Below are 14976 nucleotides of genomic sequence, written 5' to 3'. Positions count from 1 at the left end.
TGGAGTGAGACGCGGATCACCCTGGACCTTGGAGCATACTCCAAGGTTTACGTTCGAGCCGACCGACAATCTAGGAGGCTCCGATGACTGTGACTCATCCCGAACCGGGAACTGCGGTAGACGGCCTGCACGGCTTCCACCACCGCTACGCCGAAGTGAACGGCACCCGCATCCACTACGTGATCGGCGGCGCCGGCCCGGCGGTCGTGCTGGTGCATGGCTTCCCGTTCACCTGGGCGGTATGGCGTGAGCTAATGCCGATGCTGGCGGCCCAGGGCTACACCGTGCTAGCCCCCGACCTGCGCGGCATGGGCGATTCCGACCCAGCCGAGAGCGACACCTTCGCCAAGACCAACGTCGCCGAGGACATCCGGCAGATCGTGCTCGGGCTGGGTCTCGGACCGATCAACCTGGTCGGCATGGACGTGGGCGGCATGGTGGTCTACGCGTACGCGTCACGGCACCCTGACGAGGTCCGCCGGCTGGTGCTCTCCGAGACGCTGATCCCCGGCTTCGGCCTTGAGGAGATGATGAACCCTTCCGTCGAGGGCGGTACCTATGGCTTCGGGTTCAGCGGCCAGGTCGACCTCGCCACGTTCCTCACCCAGGGCAAGGAAACCGAATACCTCACACCGTTCTACCGGCTGACCTCGGTGCGGCCGGACGCCGAGGAATACGGCGTCGCCCACTATCTGCCGCATTTCACCGGCCCGAACGGCATCCGCGGCGGCTTCCAGCACTACGGCGCCATGATCGAGGACGGCAAGGCCAACCGGGCCGAGTTCACGACCCGGCTCCCGATGCCGGTCCTGGTGCTCAACGGCGACCACGGCTACTACCGCGGCCAACTGCTGGCCGGCGCCCGGCAGGTCGCCGAGAACATCGAAACCGATGTCATTGCGCAGGCTTCCCACGCGTACGCGTTCGACAACCCGCAGGCCACCGCGGAGCGATTCCGCCGATTCTTCGCGGTGTCCGATACTGAGCGGCTGGTCATCGTCGACGAGATCCGCCAGTTCATGGCCCAGTACGCCTACTACGCCGACCACAAACAGTTCGACCAGCTCGCGCGGCTGTTCGCACCGGAGGCGACCTTCACGATCTATGACCCGCAAGGCGTCCAGGTTATGCAGATGACCGGCCCGAAGGAGATCGAGGACGTCATCACCACCAGCGTCGGCGACGCCACCGCGATCCACCACCTGTTCTCCTTCACCACCGAGGTCCACTCGCCGGTGGCTGCGTCCTCGACCATCAACATGGAGGACTGGATCGACGGCAGCACCCTCAAGGTGCGCGGCTACGGCCACTATCACGGCGAGTTCGCCAAGGTCGATGGCTCCTGGCGGATAGAGAAGTTCGTCCAGACCCGCCTGCGCACGGATGTGCTCCCGTGAGCGGGGTCTGTCCATTGAACGGCTCTGTCTCTCTTTCGGTGGTGACGGAGCGTTAGTACTCCAGTCGCACATCGGCCCCGCAGAAGGGCCCAACACCGATCACTCACGGCGACCACCTGATCGCGATCTCCGCCAACGAGATTCGTCGCCTGTTCGCCCTACTGACCCGACCACCGACCAACGAAGGCCACGTTCACCGCTGGGCCCTGTGGTGGCGACGCCACCAGATCCACGCTCAACAGTCTCACTAGCAGCGGCGACAACTCAAAGATCAATAAGTGCGGCTGGAGTACTAGGGCGCTTGAAGCGCAGGGCCGCAGCCCGCCGACGGGACGCGATTTCCTCGAGCCTCGGAAACTGGAAACGCGAATCGTTTGCCGCGCCGGAGTGAACGCTATCCGTGCTGTCTGCCGCCGACTACATCCGCGACCGCCCGTCGGACGTCTTCGAACGCCAGTACCGGAATTTCTTCGGGCCGGAACCAGTGGTATTCGCTGTTTTCCGAGGAGAGTTTTATGCGGCTGCCTCTGGCGAGAGAACAGGTGAAGGCGAACCCGACGGTCCGCAGCCCGGTCGATCCGTATATCGACGCATAACTGCCTATCGGGCGGATGTTCTCGAGTTCGCAATCGATCTCTTCCCTGGCTTCTCGTGCCAGGCATTCCTCTGCTCGCTCGCCGGGCGCCAGAAAACCGCCCACCGAGTCCCATTTTCCCAATTCAGGCGCTATGGCGCGTCGCACGAGAAGATACTTTCCCTCATCTTCTATGACCCCGATGGTCGTGGGGAGAGGGTTGTTGTATCTGAAGAATTCGCACTCCCTGCACTTCACGTAGGGGTTCTCTCTGCTGCCGAGATGGTCGAGGTCGCGGCCGCAGACCGGGCAGAATCTCCATTCCTCCACGACTGGGGACTGTAGCACGGGCGTTGGACACGGCGGCCGTCGCCATTGCCGTGTTCGGGGAAGTGGACAATTTCAAACGCGATATGTATGCGGCCCGGCGGCGACAATTGAATTGGGCGCACGGGCTGCGTGGGGAGTGACGGATCCGCGGCATGTTGAGAAAGGCGGGAAACGACGGCGGCCCCCGACCCGCGCAGTGCTGGTCGGGGGCCGCTCCCGCCGCCGGTCGGCGGCGCCACGCGAGTCGTCAGCAGGCCGCGAGCATGCTGTTCAGGGCGCTCTTCTCGGCGCTGTCCACCGAGAGGCCGTAGGTGGACTTCACCTGGACCCACGCCCTGGCGTAGGTGCAGCGGAACGAGGTCAGCGAAGGCTTCCAGGTGGCCGGGTCCTGGTCGCCCTTGGACTGGTTGACGTTGTCGGTGACCGCCCACAGCTGCGGCCTGCTCAGGTCGTTGGCGAACGCCTGGCGTCGCGAGGTCGTCCAGTTCCAGGCGCCCGACTGCCAGGCTTCGGCGAGCGGGACCATGTGGTCGATGTCGACGTCGGAGGCGGCGGTCCAGGTGGCCCCGTCATACGGGCTGTACCAGCGGCCCGAGGTCGCGGCGCAGGACGAGTTGGTGACCACGCTGGTGCCGTCGCGCTTGAGCACCTGCTCACGGGTGTCGCACGCGCCCGAGATGGTGATCCAGTGGGGGAACAGGCTCCGGTCGTAGGTGGAGGCGTGTGATTCGGCGGCGACGGTCAGCGCCGCCAGCTCCGACTTCGCGGTGCTCGCCGACGGGATTCCGGGCGGGGTGGCGGAGGCGGGTCCAGCGGTCAGTCCGGAGATGACGAGAGCCGCGAGGGCGGCTGACACCACAGAGACAACTCGGCGCATGGCGAGCCGGTCCCTTTCTGGCCTGCGTCCTCGGCCAGGTGAGGGGTTCCTGGGCGGGGGCAAGGATGCGGCCAAAAAGGACATTTACATGCACGTCTGGCAAATCCGTAAAGATCAAGTTAACGAGCGCGAGCGACCTGATTGCGGCTTAGCCCGATCACGGCGCGGATCACCTGTACGGTGAACGAGGCGCGATCTGATCCTTTTGGAGGTGTCCCGGGTTGTCCCGTGTGGCGAGCTGGCTGGGACTGGTCGGTCACCTGGGCACGTTGCCCTTCTACCTGGCGAGCGGGCTGGTGGCCCCGCTCTGGGCGATCATCGTCCTTCTCGTGGCGTGGGCCGTGCTGTTCGGCCTGGCCGTACGGGCCGTGTACAGACGCTCCGCCTGGGGCCTGGCGGTTCCGTTCGCGGCGACGGGCATCTGGCTGGGCGGCATGTCGGCCGGCGAGGCGTTCCTGGGATGGACACCCTGATCTCCGGCCTGATCTCGAAGGGTCCCCGGCGGGACGCCCGGGCGTGAATCCATAGACTCGTCGCCATGACGTTGCTCGATCTCACCCCTGACCAGTTGCTCTCCACCACGCGTGCGGTGCGCAGGCGGCTCGATTTCACCCGTCCGGTCCCCGACGACGCGGTGCGGGAGTGCGTGGCGATGGCGTTGCAGGCGCCGTCCGGGTCGAATGTGGTGACGATGCGGTTCGTGGTGGTCCGGGACGAGGAGAAACGGCGCGCGATCGGCGAGGTGTACCGGCAGGTGTATGCCATGTACAAGGCGTCGCCCGGCTACGCGGGCAGGCTGACCACCGGTGACGCCGAGCGTGATCGGATCCAGGGCAGGGTGGCGAGTTCGGCCGACTACCTGGGTGAGCACATGGGCGAGGCTCCCGTGCTGGTGCTCGGCTGCACCGAGGGTGCGGATCGGGCCTCGGCCAGCGCGGGGATCGGCAACATCCTGCCGGGGATGTGGAGTTTCATGCTGGCGGCCAGGGCGCGCGGGCTCGGCACCGCGTGGACGTCGATGCACGTGGCCCGCGAGCGGGACGTCGCGGAGATCCTCGGCATTCCTTATGACACCGTCGCGCAGGCCGTGCTGTCGCCCCTCGCGTACACCAAGGGGACCGACTTCCGGCCGGCCGCCCGTCCCCACCCCGACCAGGTGATCCACTGGGACACCTGGTAGCCGCCGATCTCGGCCGCGGAGTCGAGTCAGCCGAAGACGAGGCTGCGGAAACGGTCGCGGACATCGGTGAGGGGCTGTTTGTCGCGGGTGTAGTACACCTTGTTCGTCAGCAGGACCGCCCAGCGGCCGAGCCGGGGGCTGACCCACATGCCGACGCCGGTGAAGCCGTAGTGGACCCAGGTGTCGTCCGCCGGGTCGGTGCCGGGGGCGAGTTGCCAGAACAGTCCCCGTACGGGCCGCAGGTCACCGGTCTGGACCCGCAGCGAGAGCGAGGTCCAGGCCGCTCCGAATCCCGGCCGGCCGGTGCACGTCGCTCCGCCGAGCACGTGCCGGAGGAAGACGCCCAGGTCCTCCGTGGTGGAGAAGACGCCGGCGCTGCCGCACGAGGGGCCGAGCAGCCGGGCGGAGAAGTCGTGCACGGACCCCTTGACGTGCAGGCCGGTGTCCGGGTCGGCCTCGGTCGGGGCGCACCGGGATCGCATCTCCGGTGCCAGGGGGCCGTAGCAGGTGGTGGTCATGCCGAGCGGCCGCCAGGTCTGCGCCGCGGCGAGCTCGTCAAGCCGTACGCCGGTGAGGTGCTCGGCGAGAAAACCGAGGATGATGGCGGCCCGGTCGGTGTACTCGACGGCCTGGCCGGGCGGACGACGAAGCGGCTCGCGCAGCACACCTTCGCGGATGTCCGCGCGGTCGATGCCGTACAGGTGCCTGAGCTGAGCCCGCAGAGGGAGGCCGGCGGTGTGGGTCAGCAGGTGGCGGGTGGTGAGGCCGCCCACCGGATGGCCTGTCACCTCGGGCCAGAAGGCGTCGAGCGGTGCGTCGATGTCGAGCCGGTCCGTCTCCCACAGGGCGCCGATCGACGACCAGGTGACGAGGATCTTGGTGAGACTCGCCACGTCGAAGACGGTGCCGGTCCGCATGGGCGCGCCGGGGACGGCCGGGTCAGGCACGCCGACCGCTCCGGAACCGTCCAGGCCGTCCGCGTCGCCGGTCGCCCAAACGGCGCCGGGAAAGGTCCTGTGGCGCACTCCGTCCTCCAGCAGCCGCGTGACGGGGTCGGAGTGGCAGGGCCTGGACCTCCTGGATCGGCCCAGCGGCAGGTTCCCTGTCGTGGTCACCGTGGCAGCCGGCCGGCGTCGGCGCCGCTGCGGCTCAGCGCGGCGAGGATCCGCGGGCCGAGCGTCGTGACGTCGCCGCCGCCCATCGTGACGACGACGTCATGGGGCCTGGCCATCGCGGCGACGACGGAGGGGACCGCCGCCATGTCGTGCACCGGGGTCACGCGGGCCCCCGCGTCCCTGGCCGCGGCGACGACCAGATCGCTGGTGACACCGGGTATGGGCTGTTCCCGGGCCGGATAGATGTCGAGGACCACCGAGGCGTCGGCCAGGGCCAGCGCCTCGCCCATGGCGGCGCCCAGGTGCAGGGTCCGGGAGAACAGGTGGGGCTGGTAGACGACGAGAAGGCGTGAGCCGCCCATGGTTTCGCGCAGCGCCTCCAGGTCGGCCGTCATCTCGGTCGGATGGTGGGCGTAGGTGTCGACGACCCTGATGCCGGCGACCTCGCCCTTCGGCTCAAGCCGGCGCCTGGCGCCGGTGTAGGCGGCGAGGGCCGGGGCGAGTTCGCGGGCAGGCAGCCCGAAGGCGTGCCCGGCGGCCAGCGCGGCGACGGCGTCGTGGGCGTAGTGGCGGCCGGGCACCGAGACGGTGAAGGTGAGCCGCTCGCCGCCGATCAGGACGACGACCCGGCTGGTCATGCCTCGCAGGGTGATGTCGAGGATGCGGACGTCGGCCTCGGGCGACCGGCCGTACGTCACGATCCGCGGGCCGCCGCGACCGGCGAGCCGCCGGGTCAGTTCCCGGGCGCCTTCGTGATCAGCTGAGATCACCAGTGAGCCGGTCGGGATGATCCGGCCGGCGAAGGCCGCGAAGGATTCGTAGATCTCCTCCAGCGAGGCGTAGTTCGCGTGGTGCTCGAACTCCACGTTCAGCACGACCGCGACCTCGGGCGTGTAGATCTGGAAGCTGCGGTCGCTCTCGTCGGCTTCGGCGACGAACATCCCGCCATCGCCCTGGTGGGCGTTCGAGCCGGGCACGTCGAGATCGGCGCCGATGGCGTACGACGGATCGGCGCCCATCACGGTGAGCGCCACGGCCAGCATCGACGTGGTGGTCGTCTTGCCGTGGGTGCCGGCGATCGCGATCGTGCGGTGGCCCTCCATCAACGCGACCAGGGCCTGGGAGCGGTGCACAACGGGAATGCCGAGTTCCGTCGCCAGGGCCAGTTCCGGGTTGCCGGCGGGAATGGCGCTGGAGACGACCACACAGGACGCGTCCGCGGGGACGTTCGCGGCGTCGTGCCCGGCCCGTACGGTGACGCCGAGGTCGCGTAAGGCTCCGGTGGAGGCGGACGCGTGCGCGTCGCTGCCCGTCACTCGGGCGCCGCGCCGGTTGAGTATCTTCGCGATACCCGACATTCCGGCTCCGCCGATGCCGATGAAGTGCGGCCGGAGCAGGTTCACGGGCAGGGCGGGAACGCTGGGGGACATGCGGAGTCTCTCCTTGAAGAAGGCTGGTCGGGAGAAGGGCAGAGGCCGCGCGGGTGCGTGATCCGGCGGGGGGCGCGTCAGGAGCGGCCGGGTGCCCGGTGACCCGTCTGGGCCATTTCGCGCATCCATCCGCGGGTGTCGGCCGCCGTGCCCGACTGGATCGCACGCAGCGCCTCGCGCAGGCGCATGGTCACCCTGCCGGGACGCCCGTCGCCGACGGTCCACCGGTCGTGAGCGGTCTTCACCGACCCGACGGGGACGACCCCCGCGGCCGTGCCGCAGGCGAACACCTCGGTGAGCGAACCGTCCGCGCTGTCCCGCCGCCAGTCCTGGAGGGAGATCCGGGCCTCCTCCGCCTCGTGACCGAGGTCGCGGGCGAGGGTCAGAAGCGAGGCGCGGGTGATGCCCGGCAGCAGGGTGCCGGTCAGTCCGGGCGTGACGACGCGTTCCCCGTAGACGAAGAACAGGTTCATCGCGCCCATCTCCTCCACCCAGCGCCGTTCCAGCGCGTCCAGCCAGACGACCTGGTCGCAACCCTGTGCGGCGGCCTGTGCCTGTCCCATGAGAGAGGCGGCGTAGTTGGCCCCCGTCTTGGCGGCTCCGGTTCCGCCGGGGGCCGCCCGTACGTGGTCCTCGGCCACCCAGACCGACACCGGCCGGATCTCGCCGGCGAAGTAGCCCTCCGTCGGTGAGGCGATCACGACGAAGAGGAACTCCCGTGCCGCTCTGACGCCCAGCCCGGATTCGGTCGCGAACATGAACGGCCGCAGGTAGAGGGCGTGCCCGGGATGCGAGGGCACCCACGCCCTGTCCTGCTGGACGAGCGCCTCGCAGGCCGCGACGAAGGTCTCCACCGGCAGCTCGGGCATGGCCATCCGGCGGGCGGACGCCTGGAAGCGCCGGGCGTTGTCCTCCGGCCGGAAGGCCGCCAGGGCGCCGCCGGGTCTCCGATGGACCTTCAGCCCTTCGAAGACGGTCTGGGCGTAGTGCAACGTCAGATTCGCGGGGTCGATCGGCAGCGGCCCGTAGGGCACGAGCCTGGCGCGATGCCAGCCGGCGTCCTCGGTCCACGTGATCGTCACCATGTGGTCCGTGAAGTGGTCACCGAAGCCGGGACTCGCGAGGACCTCCTCCCTCTGCTCCGCCGGGAGCGGGCGAGAGGCCGGCTTGCGTTCGATCACGGGCAGGGTCATGCGAGGCGTGTTCCTTACGTCGTGTGGTGACGGTCTCCAGGACCGGTGCGCGGTTTCGCGCACAGACCCACTGTCCGCAAGGGGGGTATCAGCCCTGCCTGAATCGCACATCAATGTCCGCTTCATCAGGTATCGGCGACGTATCACCGGGGCGGCTCGCCGGCGGGGGGACCCCCGCCACGCTCGCACTTTCCGGCCGGAACGGCCGCTGCCGCGTGCCGATCAGGCGGATGAGGGACCGATGCCGTCGACCCTAAGCTGGCTCGCCTCGGCCGGCGCAGTGGCGAGGTGCGTGGTCGCCGGGAACCGGATCGATCAAGGAAATGATTGGAGCGACATGCGGGGGGTCCTTGCCTGCGGTGGGATGGGCGGCCTGGTCTGCGTGGCCGGTCTCGGGATCTCCGGGCGGGCCGCCGCGCGCCGCCTGGCCCAGGCCGGGTGCGAGGTGATCGTGCTGGAGTCGCGGGACGGCGAGGAGCGCCGCGCCGCCGCGGCCGACCTCGCCGAACTCGGCGTACGGGTCCTGTTCGGGCCTGCGCACCTGCCGGAAGGCGTGTCACTGGTGGTCACCTCACCGGGCTGGCGCCCCGACCACCCGGTGCTCACCGCGGCGGCCGCCGCCGGCGTCGAAGTGATCGGCGAGGTGGAACTGGCCTGGCGGTTGCGTCCCGGCGGCGCCGCGCCGTGGCTGGCGCTGACCGGCACCAACGGGAAGACCACGACGGTCCGCATGCTGACAGCCATGCTCACCGCCGCCGGCCGCAACGCGCTCGCCGTCGGCAACGTCGGCACGCCCGTGATCGAGGCCGTAGACGGCCCGTACGACGTGCTCGCGGTGGAGCTGTCCAGTTTCCAGCTGCACTGGTCGTCCAGCCTGGCGCCACAGGCGGCGGCGGTGCTCAACGTGGCGCCCGACCATCTGGACTGGCACGGGTCGATGGACGCCTACACGCGGGCCAAGGGACGGATCTTCGCCCGCGCCCCGGTGCTCGTCTTCAACGCCGACGACCCGTGGCCTGTCCGGCTCGCGGAGGAGGGCCCCCATGGCCTGAAGGTGGGCTTCACCTTGCGGTCCCCGCGTCCGGGGCAGCTCGGGGTCGTGGACGACGTGCTGGTGGACCGGGCGTTCGCGGCCGGCCCGGCGCATGAGGCGGTGGAACTCGCCGGCGTGACCGACATCCGGTCGCCCGCCCCGCACAACGTGGCCGACGCGCTCGCCGCCGCCGCGCTGGCCCGCGCGCACGGGATCCCGGCCGCCGCCGTACGGCAGGGCCTGGCCGGGCACGTGCCGGACCCGCATCGGATCGCGCACGTGGCCGGCGTCGGCGGAGTCGACTACGTGGACGACTCCAAGGCCACGAACCCGCACGCCGCTGCGGCCTCGCTGGCCGCCTTCCGTTCGGTCGTGTGGATCGCCGGGGGACAGCTCAAGGGGGCCGACGTGGACGATCTGGTCCGGCAGGCCGCGTCGCGGCTGCGCGGCGCGGTACTGCTGGGCGTGGATCGGGAACGCATCCGCGAGGCTCTCGAGCGCCATGCCCCGAGTGTTCCCGTCATCGAGGTGGCCGACCGGGACGGCGGGGTCATGGAGCGCGTCGTCGCCGAAGCCGCCCGCCTCGCCGCCTCCGGGGACACCGTGCTGCTGGCTCCGGCCGCCGCTTCGCTGGACATGTTCGCCGGCTACGGCGAACGAGGGGACGCGTTCGCCCGGGCCGTGCTGGCGTTGCCCGCCCCGCTGAGCTGACCCGGCTCGTTCACCGGGGCGTGCAGGTCTTCCCGGTCAGCGGTGGCCGAGCACGTTGACGACGCGTCCGTTGGGGTCGCGGACGAAGAAGCGGCGCACGCCCCAGGTCTCGTCCTGGAGCGGGTGGACGATCTCGGCGCCGGCCGCCACCAGAACCGCATGGACGGCGTCCACGTCCGACACCTCCACGCTGAGATCGGGCTGCACGGCCGCCGAGGCATCGGGGCCCATGAGCGTGACCTGCGCCGTCGGGTTGTCCGGTGACGCCAGGGTCACCACCCAGCCCGCGTTCATGACCTCCTCGAAACCGAGCAATTCGTAGAACTCGCGGCTCTCGTCGATCGCCTCACTGCTGATGTCGGGCACGACCCGGCGAATGCTCATGTGGCCCATCCTGTCTCAAGCCAGGCGTACGAGTTCAGACCTTTTGGCCGGTACGGACCTCGGACCCGGCCGGCAGCCGGGCGGCCACGTGCCGACGCCCGGCCCAGACCTGGTTGAGCTGGAGGACGCTCATGCCGAACATCAGCACGCCCAGCGGGACGTGCAGGGTCTTCACGTGCGCGATGCCCAGCGCTATCTGGGCCAGCGTGAGCCCGAAGAACACGACCGCGTAGAGGATCGGCCTGGGCGAGCCGCCGCCCGGCCGCCACACCAGGATCGCGACGAGCAGGTGGAACAGCGTCACGAAGAACACGGTGTACGCCCCGATGCTGTGCAACGTGTGTCCGCCGGGCGAGGACAACAGCAGCCCGGCGGTGATCGCCTGGACGAAGAGGGCCAGGGCTTGCACGGTGATCGCGACACGCAAGAACATGGGTGGCTCCTTGACGCTGCGAGACGGGCGTCGACGCGACGGCCCGTCTGCCGGAGGGTTTCAGTGATCCGACGACGCGACCGCCGGGAGTGTGAGGCGACGCGCCGGCCTGACAGTTCGGCGTGGTGTCTCGTCGAACCGGTGAAGACGGATGCGGCACCAAGGGAGTCACCATGACCACTCGATCCGAGCCGGCGGACGACCGGCCAGATCCGAGCCTGAGCGCGATCATGAGCGAGCGGCGTCAGCTGATCAATCTGGCGTACCGCCTCCTCGGCTCCCTGTCCGATGCCGAGGACGTCGTGCAGGAGACGTACGCCCGCTGGTACGCCATGTCGCGGCCGCAGCGGGAGGCCATCGAATCCCCCGGCGCCTGGCTGACGACGGTCGCCAGCCGCATCTGCCTCGACCTGCTCGGTTCCGCGCGGGCCCGGCGAGAGCGCTACGTGGGCGAATGGATCCCTGAGCCGCTGCCGGAACCAACGGAGGGCGGCGCCCCGGTCGATCCGGCCGACCGGGTCACTCTCGACGAGTCGGTCAACATGGCCTTCCTCGTCGTGCTCGAATCGATGACCCCGGCCGAGCGCGTCGCGTTCATCCTCCACGACGTCTTCCGCTACACCTTCCCCGAGGTGGCCGGGATCGTCGGCCGTACGCCTGCCGCCTGCCGCCAACTGGCCTCGTCGGCCCGGCGTCGCGTACGCGAGTCGCAGACCCTTGCGACTCCGACGGCCCGGAGTGCCGGAATTGTCAGGGACTTCAAGGAGGCGTGGGAGGCAAGGGACATCGAGACCCTCATCGGCCTCCTCGATCCCGACGCCACGGGCGTCGCCGACGGCGGCGGGCTGGTCAGCGCCGTGTTCCGCCCGGTCGAGGGCGGGGAGAAGGTCGCGAGGTACGCCATCGAGCTCGTCGGCCGGATACCCGGCCTGACGATCCTGGAGCGTACGGTCAACGGCCGGCCCGGTCTGGTGGCCCAGCGAGACGGCGTGACCGTGGTGGTGCTGGCGTTCGACGTCGTCGGTGACCGGATCAAGCACCTCTGGGCGATACGCAACCCCGAGAAGCTCCGTCCGTGGACGGCGGAGCCACAGCACTAGGGGTGCGGACGACCGGGATCCGCATGCCTGCCGCGGGCGCCGCGACGTAAGATCACGGGCCGTCTAGCGTGGTGCCGCGAGGATGTCGCGGAGCACGTCCTCCAGCGTGACGCGGGCCAACTCGCGCCGCAGGGTCTCCTCGATGACCTCGTAGATGCCCTGCATCGCCGGCTGGATGCCGTAGCCCACCACGCACTCCTGGTCCGGGGTGGCGCGGTGCATCGCGAACAGCGGGCCGGGTTCCACCGCCTCGTACACGTCGAGCAGGGTGATCGACTCCAGCTCGCGTGCCATCGACCAGCCCGCGCCCCCGCCTCTCCGAGACTCCACGAGCCCCGCCCTGCGCAGCTCGCCGAGCAACCGCCTGATCACCACGGCGTTGGTGTTCGCGCTGGTCGCGATCTGTTCTGAGGTGGCGACCTCATGGCCCTGGCGCTGGTAGAGGCTGATCCACGCCAGCGCGTGCGCGGCGATGGTCAACCTGCTGTTGGCGCTCATGGACCTGCTCCTCTCGGCCGTAACGATCCATGTTACGACGCACTGTCGTAACAAGAAATGTTGCGATCAAAATGTCGTAACGACTACGGTTACGACCATCCACGAGGGATCGAGCAATGGGGTGAGAAGAATGAACAAGCCGCTCACGGGCAAGGTCGCCCTGGTCACCGGGGGGTCCCGCGGGCTGGGGGCCGCGACCGTACGGCTGCTGGCCGAGCAGGGCGCCGACGTCGCGTTCACGTATGTCAGCTCCGACGAGCAGGCGCACGCCGTCGTCGAGGAGGTGCGCGGCAAGGGGGCGAAGGCCGTCGCCTTCAAGTCGGACCAGGCGGACACGGGCCGGGCGCCGGCGCTGATCGACGACGTGGTCGCGTACTTCGGTGGCCTGGACATCCTCGTCAACAACGCGGCGATCTCACCGGAGCAGGGGCGCACGGTGGACGACCCGGACGCCGACACGGCCGCGCTCGACCGGATGCACGCCACCAACTACCTGGGCGTGATCGCCGTCATCCGGGCCGCCTCCCGGGTTCTGCGCGCCGACGGCCGCATCATCACGGTGAGTTCCGGGCTGGGCACCCGGGTGGGCGTCCCGGGCGTCGCCGACTACTCGGCGACGAAGTCGGGGATCGAGAGGTACACCATGGGCGTCGCGCGGGACCTCGGGCCGCGCGGCATCACTGCCAACGTCGTGGAGGCCGGACTGATGGTGAGCGGAATGGAGCCGCCGGATCCCGAGATTCTCAAGGCCCTGGTCGGCTCGCTGTCCCTGCAGCGCATGGGCCATCCCGACGAGATCGCCGTGGCGATCGCCTTCCTGGCGAGCCCCGCCGCCTCGTACATAACGGGCGCCGTGCTGGACGCACACGGCGGCTACAACGCCTGAATCCGTCACAAGAGACCTGGCTTGACGTCGGCACAGTCAGCATCTAGGTTCTGGCTATCAAATCCTATAGCTAGGAGGGGTTGTGAGGGTGTTTCTCGCCGGTGCGTCCGGCGTGATCGGCCAGCGGCTGATTCCCCGGCTGGTGCGGGCGGGACACGTGGTCGGGGGCATGACGCGCTCGCCCGCCAAGACGGAGTTGCTGGCCGATCTCGGCGCCGAGCCGATCGTGTGTGACGTCTTCGACCGGGACGCGTTGATCCAGGCGGTTCGCGACTTCGGCCCGGACGTCATCCTGAACGAGCTGACCGATCTGCCGGACGAGGTGGAGAAGATCGGTGATCACGTGGAGCTCAACGCCCGCATCCGGACCGAGGGCAACCAGAACGTGATCGAGGCGGCACGGCGGAGCGGATCGCCGAAGATCCTTGCGCAGACCGTCGCCTGGGGGTTGCCGGACGGGCCCGACGCCCGGGCCGTCGCCGAGCTGGAACGTTCCGTCCTCGCCGTAGGCGGCGTCGTACTGAGCTACGGGCAGTTCTACGGGCCGGGCACCTACAACGAACAACGGATCCCCGCGGAGCCTCGCGTCCAGATCGACCGCGCCGCCGACCGGACGGTCGAACTGCTGGACGAGCCGTCCGGCGTCGTCCTCATCACCGACTAACGGCGTCAGGCGGAGTCATGTCGCTCACATTCGAAGGCGTTCTGGCCGATCGGAGCACGTGGCGGCTGGACAACTGCTCGATCGGGAAGTCGATGGACGTCATCGGCACGCGGTCGTCGATGCTGATCCTTCGCGAGGCCTTCTACGGCACGACGCGGTTCGACGACTTCGCCCGGCGGACGAAGATGACCGACGCGATCGTCGCCGCACGGCTCAGGGAACTGACCGGCATCGGTCTGTTCGCCAAGCGGGCATATCAGGTCCCTGGCAGGCGCAGCCGCTACGAGTACATCCTGACCGAGAAGGGCAGGGACCTGGTTCCCGCCGTGTTCGCACTCATGCAGTGGGGCAAGAAGCACCTGCAGGGCGAGGACGGCGGGCCCCTGCGCCTGGTGGAACGGGGCACCGGTGAACCGGTCATGATCGGCCCGCGCACCGTGTCCGGTAGGGATCTCGACCTCGAGGACCTCGCGATCGTGGCGCACGGCGACTGGGCCGGCCCGCAGAGCGGTTGAGTGTTCGTCCGGCCTGGTCCGCGCCGGCCATCACACGTCGTCTCCTATGTCGCGTTCGGAGTGCCCATCGTCATCGAGGGCTACCTCACCGGCCCTCTCGGCGAGGTGCCCGCGGTCGTCTGTTACACGGCGCTGACCGTCCTGCTCGCGCTCATCAGCCTCATCGCCCAGGTTCGCATCGAACGCCGCGCCCCGAACTGACGGCATTCGCGGGCGACGGCGGGTTCCGGTGCCACCCGTTGCGGATTCATCGGATCTCCATGCGCCGCGAGCCGGCGGTCGAGATCCACTCTCGGTGCCTGCCCTAGGTCGGGTGTTCGGGGTCGACCGGCACTGAAGCATCACGTCCTCGGGGCGGCGAGCCTGCAGGTGATAGGTGCCGCTGAGCGTAGGGCGACTGCGGATCGGAAATCAATACTTGACGAAGTTAAATATTGCTCCTACGTTTCGCCTATGTTTCCCGGGAACGGCATGGCTCCGCTGTGGCACCTGTGGCAACGATCGTCCGCGTCCGTCCGCGTGCTCCTCGCCGAGGAGCGGGTGGGGGGAGCGCCCGCGGTGAGCGTCCGGTCGCTCGCCGTACCCTGACCCGACCTCTATCCGGCCACGGCCGGCCATATCGCAACAGGTACCACCCCCACCCTCAACAGGAGGTG

18 protein-coding genes and 1 pseudogene are annotated in these 14976 nt (G+C 69.2%); 11 read left to right on the top strand and 8 right to left on the bottom strand.

Translation table 11 applies throughout. The annotated features are described in order from the left end of the window. The first annotated feature begins 83 nt into the window (after positions 1-83). Positions 84-1397, top strand: a complete 1314-nt coding sequence (locus Pka01_RS13005; protein ID WP_203882965.1) for an alpha/beta fold hydrolase — start codon at positions 84-86, stop codon at positions 1395-1397. Positions 1398-1492: 95 nt separating this feature from the next. Further along, positions 1493-1648: pseudogene (locus Pka01_RS41740) on the top strand (IS701 family transposase); the annotation flags it as partial. 143 nt (positions 1649-1791) lie between these two features. Here Pka01_RS41740 and Pka01_RS13000 read toward each other — a convergent pair. Both Pka01_RS13000 and Pka01_RS12995 read right to left on the bottom strand, forming a co-directional pair. Beyond that, on the bottom strand, positions 1792-2301 hold the full coding sequence (locus tag Pka01_RS13000; RefSeq protein WP_203882964.1) for an NUDIX hydrolase: 510 nt from the start codon (positions 2299-2301) through the stop codon (positions 1792-1794). Between the two features lie 247 nt (positions 2302-2548). Beyond that, positions 2549-3178, bottom strand: a complete 630-nt coding sequence (locus tag Pka01_RS12995; protein WP_203882963.1) for an HNH endonuclease family protein — start codon at positions 3176-3178, stop codon at positions 2549-2551. A gap of 221 nt (positions 3179-3399) precedes the next feature. Between Pka01_RS12995 and Pka01_RS12990 the strand changes: the two genes are divergently transcribed. Continuing rightward, on the top strand, positions 3400-3651 hold the full coding sequence (locus Pka01_RS12990) for a hypothetical protein (RefSeq protein ID WP_203882962.1): 252 nt from the start codon (positions 3400-3402) through the stop codon (positions 3649-3651). A 65-nt stretch (positions 3652-3716) separates the two neighbouring features. Then, complete coding sequence (locus Pka01_RS12985; RefSeq protein WP_203882961.1) at positions 3717-4358, top strand: nitroreductase family protein; 642 nt, start codon at positions 3717-3719, stop codon at positions 4356-4358. A gap of 26 nt (positions 4359-4384) precedes the next feature. Here Pka01_RS12985 and Pka01_RS12980 read toward each other — a convergent pair whose 3' ends face one another. The 3 genes from Pka01_RS12980 to Pka01_RS12970 all read right to left on the bottom strand — a co-directional run bounded on the left by Pka01_RS12980 (position 4385) and on the right by Pka01_RS12970 (position 8096). Further along, positions 4385-5473 carry a serine hydrolase domain-containing protein gene (locus Pka01_RS12980; protein WP_203882960.1) on the bottom strand — a complete coding sequence of 363 codons (1089 nt, stop codon included), beginning with the start codon at positions 5471-5473 and terminating at the stop codon, positions 4385-4387. Further along, entirely contained in the window at positions 5470-6903 is a 1434-nt protein-coding gene (gene murC / locus Pka01_RS12975) for a UDP-N-acetylmuramate--L-alanine ligase (protein ID WP_203882959.1), read from the bottom strand. The genes Pka01_RS12980 and murC overlap by 4 nt, the downstream gene beginning before the upstream one ends. A gap of 77 nt (positions 6904-6980) precedes the next feature. Then, complete coding sequence (locus Pka01_RS12970) at positions 6981-8096, bottom strand: branched-chain amino acid aminotransferase (RefSeq protein WP_203882958.1); 1116 nt, start codon at positions 8094-8096, stop codon at positions 6981-6983. Between the two features lie 337 nt (positions 8097-8433). Here Pka01_RS12970 and murD point away from each other — a divergent pair, with 337 nt between their 5' ends. Continuing rightward, the gene (gene murD, locus Pka01_RS12965; protein WP_203882957.1) at positions 8434-9840 is read left to right on the top strand and encodes a UDP-N-acetylmuramoyl-L-alanine--D-glutamate ligase; all 1407 of its coding nucleotides are present in this window, start codon (positions 8434-8436) and stop codon (positions 9838-9840) included. 36 nt (positions 9841-9876) lie between these two features. On the opposite strand, the gene Pka01_RS12960 is transcribed toward murD, so the two are convergent. Together Pka01_RS12960 and Pka01_RS12955 are read right to left on the bottom strand one after the other, a co-directional pair. Beyond that, positions 9877-10224, bottom strand: a complete 348-nt coding sequence (locus tag Pka01_RS12960) for a VOC family protein (RefSeq protein ID WP_203882956.1) — start codon at positions 10222-10224, stop codon at positions 9877-9879. Between the two features lie 34 nt (positions 10225-10258). After that, complete coding sequence (locus Pka01_RS12955; RefSeq protein ID WP_203882955.1) at positions 10259-10657, bottom strand: hypothetical protein; 399 nt, start codon at positions 10655-10657, stop codon at positions 10259-10261. A 173-nt stretch (positions 10658-10830) separates the two neighbouring features. On the opposite strand from Pka01_RS12955, the gene sigJ reads away from it, so the two are divergent. Then, complete coding sequence (sigJ, locus tag Pka01_RS12950; protein WP_203882954.1) at positions 10831-11757, top strand: RNA polymerase sigma factor SigJ; 927 nt, start codon at positions 10831-10833, stop codon at positions 11755-11757. A 63-nt stretch (positions 11758-11820) separates the two neighbouring features. Here the strand turns inward: sigJ and Pka01_RS12945 are convergent, their stop codons facing one another. Then, positions 11821-12255 (bottom strand): Rrf2 family transcriptional regulator, encoded by a 435-nt coding sequence (locus Pka01_RS12945; RefSeq protein WP_203882953.1) that lies wholly within the window; start codon positions 12253-12255, stop codon positions 11821-11823. 130 nt (positions 12256-12385) lie between these two features. Here Pka01_RS12945 and Pka01_RS12940 point away from each other — a divergent pair, with 130 nt between their 5' ends. The 5 genes from Pka01_RS12940 to Pka01_RS41225 all read left to right on the top strand — a co-directional run bounded on the left by Pka01_RS12940 (position 12386) and on the right by Pka01_RS41225 (position 14908). After that, positions 12386-13141 carry an SDR family NAD(P)-dependent oxidoreductase gene (locus Pka01_RS12940; protein ID WP_203882952.1) on the top strand — a complete coding sequence of 252 codons (756 nt, stop codon included), beginning with the start codon at positions 12386-12388 and terminating at the stop codon, positions 13139-13141. An 82-nt stretch (positions 13142-13223) separates the two neighbouring features. Then, positions 13224-13805 (top strand): NAD-dependent epimerase/dehydratase family protein, encoded by a 582-nt coding sequence (locus Pka01_RS12935; RefSeq protein WP_203882951.1) that lies wholly within the window; start codon positions 13224-13226, stop codon positions 13803-13805. A 17-nt stretch (positions 13806-13822) separates the two neighbouring features. Then, a complete protein-coding gene (locus Pka01_RS12930) occupies positions 13823-14320 on the top strand; it encodes a winged helix-turn-helix transcriptional regulator (protein WP_203882950.1) in 498 nt (165 codons plus the stop codon). A 60-nt stretch (positions 14321-14380) separates the two neighbouring features. Then, positions 14381-14521: a hypothetical protein gene (locus Pka01_RS12925; RefSeq protein WP_203882949.1), complete on the top strand. Its 141-nt coding sequence runs from the start codon at positions 14381-14383 to the stop codon at positions 14519-14521. Between the two features lie 252 nt (positions 14522-14773). Further along, on the top strand, positions 14774-14908 hold the full coding sequence (locus Pka01_RS41225) for a hypothetical protein (RefSeq protein WP_275414453.1): 135 nt from the start codon (positions 14774-14776) through the stop codon (positions 14906-14908). Positions 14909-14976 lie beyond the last annotated feature (68 nt).

The organism is Planotetraspora kaengkrachanensis (assembly GCF_016862895.1).
GTDB classification, from domain to species: domain Bacteria; phylum Actinomycetota; class Actinomycetes; order Streptosporangiales; family Streptosporangiaceae; genus Planotetraspora; species Planotetraspora kaengkrachanensis.
This window is presented reverse-complemented; position numbering and strand designations above follow the sequence as displayed.